General features: G+C 46.5%; 7 protein-coding genes and 1 tRNA gene. All 8 read right to left on the bottom strand.

Annotated elements, in window-relative coordinates; translation table 11 throughout:
* Positions 1 to 57: 57 nt before the first annotated feature.
* The 8 genes from QT973_RS15215 to QT973_RS15180 all read right to left on the bottom strand — a co-directional run bounded on the left by QT973_RS15215 (position 58) and on the right by QT973_RS15180 (position 13,386).
* Positions 58 to 1,986: a response regulator gene (locus tag QT973_RS15215; RefSeq protein WP_333391639.1), complete on the bottom strand. Its 1,929-nt coding sequence runs from the start codon at positions 1,984 to 1,986 to the stop codon at positions 58 to 60.
* 352 nt (positions 1,987 to 2,338) lie between these two features.
* The gene (locus tag QT973_RS15210; RefSeq protein ID WP_333207868.1) at positions 2,339 to 2,488 is read right to left on the bottom strand and encodes a hypothetical protein; all 150 of its coding nucleotides are present in this window, start codon (positions 2,486 to 2,488) and stop codon (positions 2,339 to 2,341) included.
* Positions 2,478 to 5,882 (bottom strand): protein DpdE, encoded by a 3,405-nt coding sequence (dpdE, locus tag QT973_RS15205; protein ID WP_333391636.1) that lies wholly within the window; start codon positions 5,880 to 5,882, stop codon positions 2,478 to 2,480. Before dpdE ends, QT973_RS15210 begins: the two co-directional genes overlap by 11 nt.
* A 394-nt stretch (positions 5,883 to 6,276) precedes the next feature.
* Positions 6,277 to 6,933, bottom strand: a complete 657-nt coding sequence (locus tag QT973_RS15200; RefSeq protein ID WP_333055651.1) for a glutathione S-transferase — start codon at positions 6,931 to 6,933, stop codon at positions 6,277 to 6,279.
* A 227-nt stretch (positions 6,934 to 7,160) separates the two neighbouring features.
* A complete protein-coding gene (trhO, locus tag QT973_RS15195; RefSeq protein ID WP_333391635.1) occupies positions 7,161 to 8,108 on the bottom strand; it encodes an oxygen-dependent tRNA uridine(34) hydroxylase TrhO in 948 nt (315 codons plus the stop codon).
* A 54-nt stretch (positions 8,109 to 8,162) separates the two neighbouring features.
* Positions 8,163 to 8,234: transfer RNA gene (locus QT973_RS15190), tRNA-Gly, on the bottom strand.
* Between the two features lie 382 nt (positions 8,235 to 8,616).
* A complete protein-coding gene (locus QT973_RS15185; RefSeq protein ID WP_333055653.1) occupies positions 8,617 to 12,138 on the bottom strand; it encodes a calcium-binding protein in 3,522 nt (1,173 codons plus the stop codon).
* Between the two features lie 1,029 nt (positions 12,139 to 13,167).
* On the bottom strand, positions 13,168 to 13,386 hold the full coding sequence (locus tag QT973_RS15180) for a hypothetical protein (RefSeq protein WP_333231637.1): 219 nt from the start codon (positions 13,384 to 13,386) through the stop codon (positions 13,168 to 13,170).
* Positions 13,387 to 14,042 lie beyond the last annotated feature (656 nt).

Below are 14,042 nucleotides of genomic sequence, written 5' to 3'. Positions count from 1 at the left end.
CTTACGCAATCATCCCAGGTATGGGGGCAACCACGGGGGGTTTGCCCCTACAAAAGACTATATATTCAGGCTATGCGTAAGTCCTATATTTCTCGGTTTAAGTAAAGGACGACTGCGCCTGATTCGGCTGAGTACCCGCGTGACTAATTCAGGCCCTAGTACCGGCTTGGTAATAAAATCATCGGCTCCCGCTGCAAAGGCTTGTTGCAGAGATTCTGGCTCGGTATGGGCTGTCACCACCAAAATCGGTAAATTTTCCCATTGGATATCTTGTCGAACGACTTGACACAATTCTAAGCCGCTGACGATCGGCATTTCTAGATCCAGCACTATTAAATCGGGCTCTGTGCTAATTAACACATCCCAAAATTGCTGTGGTTCTTTGAGGGTTGTCACCTCAATTCCCCAAGGAGTCAGTAACGCTGATAATGTAACCAGGATCACAGGGTCATCATCTACGATTAAGACTTTGGCTTCAGAAGTTTTGGGAGTGGGTAAAACACGGGAAATCGCTCGAAAAATTTGCTCGGTGGTTGCAGGTTTGTGGAGAAATTGCTTAGCACCTAAGCGCGATACAGCTAAGCGATCGGGAAGACTATCTCGTCCGGTAAAGACAATTATAGGCAGGTTAGGCGATCGCTCGGTCAGTTCTCGCAGTAGCGTCAATCCATCTTCCTCTGTCTCTGCAAAACTTAAATCAAGTAACATCACATCCGGCATTGACAGAGCAAGACGCGATCGGGCTGCAGTAATATTCGGCGCAATTTTGATCCGAAATCCCCAAGTTTCGGATTCTACTTTCAATCGCTCCGTTAATGCAGCATCATCATCAACTACCAAAACCCGATAGTTAAAAATTGAAATATTAGAAACTGGTGCAGCCGTTGCTCTAATAGGTGTTTTGGCTAATTCCTGCTGTAATCCTGTCACCAATTCCGAGAATCGAGTAATTTCCTCAGCAGTCAAAGAGCGATCGTTTATGAGCAAATTCTCTGCATAGCGTGCAAATTTCGATCCTTCGGGATAACCAAAAGACCCCAGAGAACCGACCAATTTATGAGCTTCATGTTTAGCCACTTGCTGTAATTCAGTCTCTAACTTTCCGGCTAATAAATCCGTTTTTGCCTGCTCCAATACAGCAACTTGTTGGTTGAAGCTTCCCCGAAACCGCTCTAAAACTTTGTCGCTCTCAGACTTATCTACCCCGCGAAATTGATGTTTGTGAGTGCGATCGCTCCCAGGATTATTTGAACAAGACGACGCAGATTGGGGGTAAGGTTTCAGTCGATAGCCCATGCCATAAACTGTTTCGATGATTTCTTCAGTTAAACCGCCTGCCTTCAGTTTCTTTCTGACATCCTTAATATGAGTGATAATGGCGCGATCTGTTGGTGCGTCGTCAAATCCCCACAGACGATCCAAAATAGCATGGCGGCTAAAAATGCGATCGGGATTCCGCAGTAATAATTCCAGCAGATTATATTCTGTCGGTGTCAGTGAAATTATTTCTTCGCAAAACGTCACTCTACCAGACTCTAAATCTAAACAAAGCTCTCCCCAAGTCAATGTATTAGCCGCTGAATTCGGAGTAAAACCTCCTGGGGAAAGTGCTTTACTGCGTCGCAACAAAGTTCGGATTCTTGCCAGTAATACTTCCGTAGCAAAAGGCTTGCTGATGTAATCATCGGCTCCCGCATCGAAAAGAGCCACCACCTCCGCATCTGAATCCTTTGCCGTCATTAACAGGATCGGTTTGCAGTAGCCTTGCGATCGCAATTGCCGACATAGACTAATTCCATCGAGTTTGGGAACCTGCACGTCTAACACAATTAGATCGTACTCAATTGCTGCTGCCAACTCTAGGCCCACTTGTCCGTCATTTGCCCGATCAAAGCCGTAATGATTTGCTTCCAACACATTTGCCAGTGTTGCACTCAGCCCTCCATCGTCCTCTACGAGCAGAATTTTTATCGGAGACTTCTTCATTTTGGCTGTGCGGTTAAATTGCCATGCGATCGACGCGCTTTAATGTCAGGCCGAAGCGTGGCTTTTTACTAAATAACTGCTACTTATTACTACTCCTTTTATCTTACCATTTTTGCAGTCCCATCGCCTAAAAATTGCTGTCACTTCTGCAGTTTATACCAATTTAATGTGAAGTTGCACATATCTCGATCCCCCTCGCATACCCCCTACTCCCCCTGATTGTTGGAGAGTAGGGGTTGACTTCGAGAAGAATCTTGTCCCACCCTATGTAGGGGCGGGCACGGGGAGTAGGGGTAGCACCGCCCCTACAAAGGGGGGATCGAGATATGTGCAGACTCATACAAAATTGGTATTAGATAAAAGCGATCGCCCCTTCCTTCATCTGCGTCCATCCGCGTTTATCCGCCTGCATCTGCAGTTCAAAAAAAGCGTGAAGCGAAGCTATCCCGAAGGGAATCGCCCCAAAAAGAGCGATCGCCCTCCCAAACAAATTATCCTTCATCCTCCGACTTTACAGCAGCAGGAGGACGCCCAGAAATCACAATAAACCCAACAGACTCAAGAGTCATGTGCGGGCGGCGAATACCAGCTAAAACCGCTTCACTCAACAAACTTTCGGTATTGATTTCATCAGCCAAAACCGATTCTAAAAGTTGTTCGGATTTAGAAAGTCGATTCAAGCGCAATTGCAATTGATTCACCCGGTTTTCGAGTTGGATAGCAGCAGTGACAGCAGATCGATCGCACATTTCCACAAAAGCCGATCGCCCGCGCAGCAACTCCTCAGATACCACCCGTCCCTTTTGACAAAAATCATCCCATTCTAGCGGATCGACAAAACTGTCAATCAGCGACGTGCGATTTTTAGACAAATTATAATCCCGATTCGGCCCGCCTTTCCCCTTATAATCCCGCTGCAAAATCGCCAGGATTTCCGCATTTTCCACCAGAGACATCGGCTCGCTGCGAGCATCTACAAACACAGTTTCAAAAATTGGGAGAAACAGAGCATCAGCGCGGCGCTGCAAAGCTTTCAAGTTGTAATTTTCGATATTTTGTGCTTGCAAAATTTGCTGGGCAGGCTGCACATCAGTCTGGATTGAATAATTAAACTGAAAGCCGAACCACTCCTTCCCAGGATCCGCATCCCAACTTTCATCATGCCGCCACATGGCAAAAGCTTGACCGCGATCGTCCCAGCGAATATAAGAGCCAAGTGCATCGATCAATCCCTCACCAATGCGGTAAAGAGCCACATCAGCATTCTGATAAGCAATACGGCGATTGTAACTACCATATTGCTGGCAATAAGGAACCAATCTGGTCATCAAATCCTTCGAGGGAATTAACGTTTTTTGAGTAGGTTTATAGCGCATCAACCCCGCTACACTCGGATGTTCAATTTGTTTGAAGTGAAGAGCTTGACACAACCAACCTTCAGTAGCCCGCTGCATTTCTTTATGCTTAGCATCGCAGTTATCGAGAGATTCAAAATACTGAGATGCACTGTCATCAAGAATATCAATTTCATCGAGAACGTACTGTTCGTCAATTTTGATTTTCTCTTGTTCGATTTCAGTTTTAATCGCTTCAATTTCGCTGGATAAGCCCTTGCCTCCCTCAGCAAACAACTTTTCTTCTAGTTTGAGAAGTTTTTCCTCAGCATAAAACTGAAGGCTGGCAATAGATTTGTTGAAAATATCAAACCCATCTTTTAAAACTTGAAACCAAGCTTCGTGGGGACTCTCCGGCAAATCCGGGCCTGCAAACAAACAAAATTGCACTCCCATTTTGCTGCCAATGCGATCGACTCTGCCGAGTCTTTGTTCTAACTGGTTGGGAAACCACGGCAAATCGAAGTGAACTAACCAATCTGTCAATTGCAGATTTACCCCTGCTTCAGCCGATCGATCGCACACTAAGATAAAACAATGGGGTTCAGTCTTAAACCGCTTGAGACTAGCCTCAACATCATCAGCCGATTTGCTCGTGTCATGGCTGGCGATCGCATTTTTACCAAAGATTTTAGCTAAATTTTCCGCAATCTCTTTACAAGTTGCAGTAAAACTGGTAAAAATCACAATTTTCGGGAAACGTTCGCCCGGAATCGGCCGTTTAATTTGCTGTTGAATTCTCGACAGCAAATCGCGAGGTTTGCTGTGATACTCGCGCGGAACCTTCAAAGCAACTGCCAAAAATCGGAGAATGGCGATTCGTAACAAACTCAGTCGATCGAGTCCTTCCTGGGGCTTTTCCAGGGTATTGAGCAAGGTTTCCAGCATTTCCCTTTCTTCGGGAAACAGCTCCGTTTTGGTCAAAATTGCCGTGTCATTTTGTCCAAATTCGCGATCGAGTTCAGGAGTCGATTTTTTCTGCAAGCGAGCTTTGACAACCCGTTCTAAAACATTCAGCCAAGTACCAGAAGCGCGGAAAAACAGCAGAAAAATTCTCTGATATTCGCTCGACTTGGGAGCGACTGTGCGCCATTTATCGAGTACGCTTTGAATTTCCGACCACTGTTCATCATTCAGATCGTACTCAGTTTTGGGGACAGAATCTCGATCGAAAATCACATCTTCAACCGCATCCCGGCGGTTGCGAAGGATGCGACGATGCAGGCGGTAGGTATCTCTAACGTGAGTACGAATAGCTTGGACAAGGCGAGCCTGTTCTGCGGTTTCTTTAGTTTTCAAACAACTTTCTAACTCAGTTGCCAATCCGATTAAATAATCATCTTTGGCAAAAATAGTGCGAAGTTGAGCGAGTTTTGTTTGCAAAACAGCAGGCTTGGCATTTTCTCGGAAATCCAGCAAAGCGCGGCCGATTTCTTGACGGTTTTGCACCTGTTCCTTAAAGCTTTCCAGGTCATCAAGACGGTAAGTTGTCGGATCTAACAAGTGCAGCATCGTTAGAAAATCTTGCTCATGGCCGATAACTGGCGTTGCAGATAATAACAATACATTTTTGCTTTTCTGAGCTAGTTTCTGACAGAGTTCAAAGGACTGCTGCTGAGTACGATCGCTCGAATGTGCCATTGCCGCCACATCATGCGCTTCATCCACAATCAGAAAATCTAGATTAGCATTGCGGCTAATTTGATTGATGTCGCTAACAGCAGCAAGCTGCACTCTGTCAGCAAAATGAGACAAATAGAATTTATTTTCCAACTCCTGCCGCCACTGTTCGAGCAAGTATTTCGGAACGAGTACCACAGCGCGTCCGTTGGGTTCATCTAGCAGAAATTGGCGGAGAATTGTCCCGGCTTCTACTGTTTTTCCGAGTCCTGGTTCGTCTGCCAATAAATAGCGCACGATTGGGTCTTCTAGGACGCGCCGGACGACTTCAACTTGGTGCGGATAGAGGTCTATGTTAGCAGAAATTAAACCTGTCATGCCCCGGCTGACGGCCCGCTGTTCGATCGCAGATTGAACAAATGCCAATCGGCGATCGTGAAAATACGGCGTTTCTTGGCCTTTGACTGCTAAAATGTCGATCGGATCGGCGATCGGGATATTGCAGCGAACGTAAAGTTCGGTTTCAACAGCTTGCAAACTTTGGCTGTCGGGGAGGTCAATTTCGTACTCTAATTTATCTTCATCCCAGTCGTAAACTCGCCCGATAATCCATCTTTCCTGAGTTGTACTCCAGAGGTAGCAGCGGGTTTGGCGCTGAAGTCTAGCTTCTTGCAGTAGACTTAAGGGCACGGTTTTGCGGATGCGATTTTTAACTGAGCAAAAATATTCAACTACCGCCTCGATACGCGATACCTCGACAACTTTTCCGACTCCCAAATCGTTTCTGGGCGATCGAACTAATGAACCAACATCAATCATAATTTCAGCCTGACAATACTTACTAGAATACAGTAAATCCTTTTCCGTTAAAAATTTTAGCAAAATGCGATTTTTGCCGCCGTCACTTTTCTAGTCAAATGACAGTCAATCGATTTTAGATTTTAGATTTTAGATTTTAGATTTGAAGCATTGACACCACGGATAAATACGTTCGGCAAGTTTCATCGGATACACGTTTTTGATTTCTCCGTCTTGAGTCTCCGAAGGAATGAATCACGTGGCGGGTATCCTCGATGCTTTCGGTCAATCTGGCATTCGGAAAACAATAAGTTTAGCATGGTAACTAACATTTTGGGCATTGAATAAATATGCTGACAGCGAATAAGTATAATAGGACTGACGCACCTACTACGATTTTCTGTTCGCAGAAAACGTAGTGAAACAATCTCAAACCCTTGATTCAACGCCCTTTAGTGCCTAAGTCCTGAATAACTAATTACGAGGAAGGAAAAATAACGCCTAGATTACCTGATTCCCATTTCGGATATTTCTGCATAACACTGCTATAAATTTCCGACTCTGTGAACCCTGCTAACCAAGCTTGTAGCCCAGGCCAAGGCTGTTGGTTGAACCAAGTTTGATCAGTATGAGCAAATTGACGCACAAAAGGTGCGATCGCCATATCAGCCAATGCTACATTGTTACCAAATAAATATTTAGTCGCGCTTAACTGTGCATTTAGTCGGCCCAGATATAAAGAACCTTCATAACGATGTACTTGGGCATCAACACCGGGATAACGATCCGGGTACTTATAACGGTCAAGATGATATTTAAACCTATCATCAAATAGAGCAATTAGTTCCAGCATTTCTGTAACAGAACCTTGCTGTGGCATCAACCATTTTTCAGGATCGTGTTGTCTCAATGCCCACAACATGATATCGATACTTTGATCGAGTACACGCCCGTCAATATCAATCAATATTGGTACAGTACCTTTGGCAGATACCTCCAACATCTCTGGTGGTTTGTCTCGCAAAACAACTTCCCGCAACTCACACACCCGATTGCTAACCATCAAGGCCAAGCGCGCGCGCATAGCATAGGGACAGCGGCGAAAGGAATACAAAATCGGGTATGTTGCTGACATGTTATATGTTTAGTCGATCGCGCGATCGGGTTTGTCGGGTCAGAAACCCGGTTTCTTTCGATATTTCTCGTCGTCAAACAAGATTTTTCGTAGAAACCGGGTTTCTTGGACTTTAGTTTTAATACTATAGCAATCCTAAATCATTTGTGAATTTCTAACTCCCTCCCCTTGGTAAGGGGAGGGCTGGGGTGGGGTAAAAAATTTACGACTCATTTAGGATTGCTATATTAGTCGCAGGCTTCATCTACTTTTTCCTTCCCATCGTAGCGCGCGCCTATATGTACTTGGTTGCGACGCTTAGCAAGCTCAATCTGACGTTGACGTTCATATAAAGCTTGTTTTTTGGTTTCTGTTTTTGAGTCATGACAATGAGGACAACTCACACCAAGTACAAATAATTCAGAAGCCTTATCTTCCTGACTAATCGGGTGACGACAACCGCGACAAAGTTCATAGTTACCCGGCTTTAAGTCCTGACCAACAGAAACCCGTTCATCAAAGACAAAACATTCACCTTCCCAACGACTTTCTGCTTCCGGCACCGTTTCCAAATATTTTAAAATTCCGCCTTCGAGATGATAGACTTCCTCAAAACCTTGACTACGCAAAAAAGCAGTCGATTTCTCGCAGCGAATACCACCCGTACAAAACATTGCCACCTTGGGTTTATTGCGTAAAGCTGTTTCCCGCCGCACCCATTCAGGTAACTCGGAAAAGCTTTTTGTTTTTGGATTAATAGCGCCTTCAAAAGTACCCATAGATACCTCGAAATCGTTACGCACATCAACCACGACAACATCGGGATCGTCAAGCAGCTTATTCCACTCATCAGGCTTAACATATTTGCCAGCCATGAGGCGGGGATTAATGTCCGGTACCCCCATCGTGACTATTTCGCGCTTCAAGCGTATTTTCAGGCGATAAAAAGGTGCTTTTTCCGAGAAAGATTCCTTGTGTACCAGATCCGCAAAACGCGGGTCACTACGCAAGAATGCCAGCACTGCGTGTACGCCCTCAGACGAGCCGGCAATCGTGCCATTAATGCCTTCTTGGGCCAGCAAGATAGTGCCTTTAACGTTGTTGTTGTTGCAACAATCGATTAGCGGTGCTTTCAGGTCAGCAAAATCCGGTAGTTCAACGAACTTATATAAAGCAGCGGTTAAGAAATAAGCCATAGATTGAATTTATAGCACTAATTAATTTCCATAATTATATGAAAATTCAGTCAAAGCGGACGGTGGGACTCGAACCCACGACGTTCAGCATGGGAAGCTGACATTCTACCACTGAATTACGCCCGCGCTTAGGGTTTTTTAGCTGTTTTTACTTTGTAGCAATTACGCTCAAAAACGACTATAAAACATTATACACCTATTTTCTGATTTGGATCAGGCGATTTTGAGTGTAACAGGACTTAGGCACTCCGACCAAAGAAACCGGGTTTTTTACCAAATCTAGCGGTTTCAACAAAGTATTTTCGTAAAAAACCCGGTTTCTGAGCCCCATGCGTAAGTCCTGTGTCCATTTTGCGATCGCCGATCGCCCATCCACCGCACAAAAAAAGTCCTGCACCAAAGGCAGGACTTAATCTAACTTAAATTTATTAGTCTCAAGCGAGAGGGACTTCGTTTGACAAGAAGCGGTTTCAACCGCCGATCGATCGAGGGGAATCGAACTTTGCCCTTAGACGAAGCGCAAAGAGTTGCTGTCAATAGCCAGGAAAGAAACTGATTGGACGATCGCAATCAATTCATCCGATCCCGAAGTCTTCTTAAAGATAGCGGTTCCAGCAGGCAATCCTGCGGGAGACTCACCTAACTGATAAGTGCTAGGAGCACCTTGAAGTTGGAGGATATCTTCGATGGGGTTGAAACCGACAATCAAAGCGTAGTCGCCTGCGCCAGTGCCGGTATCGTTGCCATCGTTGTAATAGAACTTGGTGGCATCTCCCAGCAAGAAAGTATCATTGCCTTCAGCGCCAATCAGCGTATCGACTTCGCCCAGCCCAGGATTAGCAGCAGTGTAGTCAACACCAACGAAGATGTCGTTACCTTTTGTGCTGTAGAGGAAATCGTTGCCGCTACCGCCAAACAACACATCATTATTTTCACCGCCGTACAGAGTATCGCTACCCTCGTCGCCGAGTAAAGTATTGTTGCCGAGTTCGCCTGCGAGGACATCGTTACCAGCGCCGCCAAATATCAAATCGTCAGCTTTGCCACCTAATGCGGTATCTGCACCGTCGCCGCCGACAAGGGTGTCGTTGCCGAGGTTGCCAAACAAGAGGTCGTTGCCAGCATCGCCGAATACACCGTCATCACCTTTGCCGCCAAATAGGATGTCGTCGCCGCCATTGCCTCCCACGGTGTCGTTGCCCTGGTTGCCATACAAGATATTGTTAGCTTCGCTGCCAACGATCGCGTCGTTGCCGCTGGTGCCGAGAATCTGTGGCAATTCGCTTGGTGCGGGCCGGTTGGTGAATGTGAGTGCGATCGGAAGTGCGATCGTCTGAGCTGGCGCGGGAGTGAAAACGGGTGTGGGTGTGGTAGCCGGTGTGGGCGTCGTAACCGGTGTGGGTGTCGGTGTGGGTGGCAGCGGTGGGAGTGCAACCGGTGTTGGCGCGGCGGGTGTCGGCGCGGCGGGTGTTGGCGCCGTGGGTGTTGGCGCTGTGGGTGTTGGCGCCGTGGGTGTTGGCGCCGTAGGTGTTGGCGCCGTGGGTTCCGCAGTCGCCTCTGGTAAATTAGCTGTGAGAATCTCGCTACCAGCGAGATTGCCGACAGTTTCGATGAAGCCAACACCTTCGACAGTCGCCGATGCACCGAAGAAGTCGGAAATTACAATGTCATCCGTAGCCCTGACTACACCGTCTTTATTGATGTCGATCGCTAAACTCGTGCCTTGGCGGGCCAAGCCTGTATTTCCCGATGACAGCGACAGTGACAGGGTAGGGCTGGTACTGACATTACCGTTAAAATCAACAAAGTCTAGGCGATCGATACCGCCTGTATCCTGAATCGAAATTTGATTTGTTCCCTGATCCTGTCGGATTTGATAAAGATCGTTACCTGCACCGCCTCGCATCACACTGCCATTGCCAGAGTTGGTATAGAGCGTATCATCGCCAGCACCCCCTTCCAAGGTGCTACCATTACTACCACTGAGATAGTCATTGCCATCTCCTCCTAAGATGAGGCTCTGGAAGCTGCCAAGGAGGCTGTCATTACCCGCACCGCCATCCAAATTGAAGCCGTTTACCAGCGTGTCATCTCCATCGCCACCAGCCAGACTGTCTTTGCCAGCGAAACCTCCATCCAGAAAGTCGTTGCCGATACCTCCATCCAGGGTGTCATCGACATTGCCGCCAAGAAGGCTGTCATTTCCGCCACCGCCACTGAGGCTGTTGTTTCCTCCGCCGCCGAGCAAGCTGTCGTTGCCATCTAAGCCACTGATGGTGTCATTGCCCTCAAGCCCTGAGATGTTGTCATTAGCCGCAGTGCCGGTGAGGTTATCGTTGCCTGCTGTTCCCGTTATGCCACTGGTTCCGGGTGCTATCGTAGCCTCAGTCAGATTAGCCGCGAGAATCGCAGTACCAGAGAGGTTGCCCACAGTTTCGATGAAGCCAGCACCTTCGACAGTCGCCGATGCACCGAAGAAGTCTAAAATCACCACCTCCTCTCCAGCCCTGACTATCCCGTCTTGATTGATGTCAATCACTAAATTAGTGCCTTGTCGGGTCAAGCCTGTATTTCCCGATGACAACGACAGGGATAGGGCAGGGCTGGTACTGATATTACCGTTGAAGTCAACAAAATCTAGGCGATCGATGCCACCTGTATCCTGAATTTGAAGTGGAATCTTCCCGTTATCCGGCATGAGATAGCGATCGTTACCTATACCGCCTCGCAACACATTGCCAAATCCAGAGAGCGTATCATCGCCAGCACCTCCTTCTAAGGTGCTACCACCAGTACCACTGAGATAGTCATTGCCGTCTCCCCCTAATAGGAGGCTTGGGAAGTTAGCAAAGAGACTGTCATTACCCGCACCACCATCCAAAGTTGAAGAGGCGTCATTGCTGCCTTGGAGCGTGTCATCTCCATCGCCACCAGTCAAACTATCCTTGCCACTGAAACCTCCATTCAAAAAGTCATTGCCGACACCCCCATCCAAGGTGTCATTGCCGTCATCACCAAGCAGGCTGTCATTGCCCCCACCTCCACTGAGGCTGTCGTTTCCTGCACCACCAAACAAGGTATCGTTGCCATCTAAGCCAGCGATGGTGTCATTACCGTCAAGCACTGTAATGTTGTCATTGCCGACAGTGCCTGTGAGGTTATCATCGCCGGGAGTACCAGTGATTGCATTGGTTCCGGGTGCAGCCGTAGCCTCAGTGAGATTAGCAGCGAGAATTGCCGCACCAGTGAGGTTGCCCACAGTTTCGATGAAGCCAACACCTTCGACAGTCGCCGATGCACCGAAGAAGTCGGAAATTACAATGTCATCAGTAGTCCTGACGATCCCATCTTTGTTGATGTCAATCTGTAAATTAGTGCCTTGTCGAGTCAAGCCTATATTTCCCGATGACAATGACAACGACAGGGACTGGGTAGGACTGGTACTGATATCGATGCCAAAATCATCAACAAAGTCTAAGCGATCGATGCCACCTGTATCCTGAATTTGCAGTTGATTCTGGCTAAAATCCCGCAGGAGATAGCGATCGTTGCCTGCACCACCTCGCGCCACCCTCCCACTGCCAAATCCGGCAAGCGTATCATCGCCAGCACCCCCTTCTAAGGTGCTATCACGATCGCTACTGAGATAGTCATTGCCGTCTCCTCCTAAGAGGAGGCTATTGAAGCTACCAAAGAGGCGGTCATTGCCCGCACCGCTATCTAAAATGCTAGAGCCACCGCCGCCTTGCAGCGAGTCATCTCCATCGCCACCAGCCAGACTAATTTTGCCGAAACCTCCACTCAGAAAGTCATTGCCGATACCCCCATCCAGGGTGTTATCCCCGTCACCGCCAAGGAGGGAGTCATTGCCCCCACCTCCACTGAGGTTGTCGTTTCCTGCACCGCCTAGCAAGGTGTCGTTGCCCTCTAAGCCAACTAAAGTGTCATTGCCCTCAAGCCCTGAGATGTTGTCATTCTCAGGCCCGCCGATAAGATTGTCATTTGTCAATGTACCAGTCAATACTGCCACGTTTTTTTCCTGCTTACGGTAAACAGGCGAGGGCTAATTTTACTTAGCTACTACACCCTAATTATCTATCAGTGCTTTTTCCCAAAAATTATGCGAATTTTCCAAAAAACTTTTTTTTGCACAATTTGTTTCATTGGCGACAAAAGATGCTATGATTTATAGCCTCTGTTCACCACAAAATAACGAGACTTACAGCACTTTGAGATAAAACCCGCCACAAAGAGGGTAAACTTGAAAGATGTAAAAAAAGCAAATTATTTAGAGATAGCTGCATATTCTATTGACTTACTACAGAAGATACTAAGTGCGTGGCCAAACAAAGAAGGCACACAAAGAGACTTAGCAAAACGATTTAAAGTCAGTCGATCGCTCATAGGTGACTTTTTGCCTCGGTATTGAGAGACGGCCCAGATAGCTGCCATGACTCTCTTGAGGGGAGCGGCGCTCGAAGCTTAAAAGTAAATACGAAGAATTGTTAAAGATAATAGTGACAGAACACGGGTGATATATATGCGAGAAATTCACTCTTGAAATCAAAGAGCGCCAAGGCATAGAGGTAACGAATGAGAATTAAATAACTTCCACTCTTGAAAGTGGGATGGGCCTAAGAGCCAGTCCAAAAAGGACGGGCTCTTAGGCCCATCCCACAATAACAATTAAAATTGTAAGTTATTTAATTCGCGATCTTAAGTATACAGCACTTTCCAGGTAAGTGAAGTACAGAGAAACCGGGTTTCTTGAATAAAACCGGTTTCTGGCGAGAAATCCAGAAGAAACCCGGTTTCTGGGGTGTACTTTATAAACCTGGAATCCGCTGTATCAAGTTTGTCCCGCACTTTTAACCTCTTAAAATTAAGGCGTAAAAAAAACTTTAGTAGCGACTCAGCCTCGCTACAGAAATTGTACAAAAATTGCGCTATGAATGAAAGCGTTGGCTAGATACTATACACATCAAAAACCACGTATTTATTGATGAAACAGTGGCAGCGATCGCACAACCGAGCTATTATACTGTGGCGGTGCAAAATGTCATCGCCTCGCTTCCGAACATTGACAAAGAGTTAGCGGCTTCGGATCGCACATTCCGATCGCGCGATCGAACTGCATCATTTTTAACAGCGCCGCCCAAGCTTCCGCAGTTTGACTCTGCCGCAATCCCATCGCCACGATCGATCGCAGCATAAACTCCCCATCCTTCACTTTTCTCAGCAACATCCGTAGCGCCACCGCAGAATCGCCCTTTCTCACAAGCCCTTACCCGCCCGCAGCCTGTCTTGAGAATCCCAATTTTGCAGCGCTGCTGGGATTTCCCTAATTTCCCTCAGCCAATTCCCATATATTTTTGTTACTTTTATTTAAGATTTTAGCAAAAAGTGCCGGATTTTGGGAAAATTAAAAAAATTAAGTTATTAGAGTGTGTCTGCAAATTAACAGCCTCCAACTTCAACACCAGAAGAAAACACCAGAAGAAGTTCAGAAATTAATTGCTGAATTTGATTAATATTGGCAAGCGCTAATCGACTATAATCTGGAAATTACTCACAAGCTAAAAATGCCCCAGCAAGAAGTGAGGAAGTAGTGACAAAAATAATCCAGAGATAGTATCGACGGGGCGCTAGCGAATTTGCGTGAAGCGAAGCTATCCCGCTATTAATTGCCACAGCCTGCCTAATACCAATTATCCAAAATCTTGCAACAGTTATGAGTTTTTGGTTTGTTTCCTGAAACACTGTATGCACCGATGCGGATCTGTGAGATAGTCGCTTTTTTTGATAACTTTTCTAGGGCGATGCGCCCGGAGCGCTACTGTTGCATGATTTTTGAGAATTAGTTAGTATAAAAACGAGATTAATTTGGACTTTGTAGGAGATTTTTTTATACTTAATTGTACTATTTCATTTCCC

It is taken from the genome of Microcoleus sp. Z1_A1 (assembly GCF_036700305.1).
GTDB lineage: Bacteria > Cyanobacteriota > Cyanobacteriia > Cyanobacteriales > Microcoleaceae > Microcoleus.
Note: the sequence above shows the minus strand (reverse complement) of the source record. Positions and strands in the feature narration are given on the sequence as shown.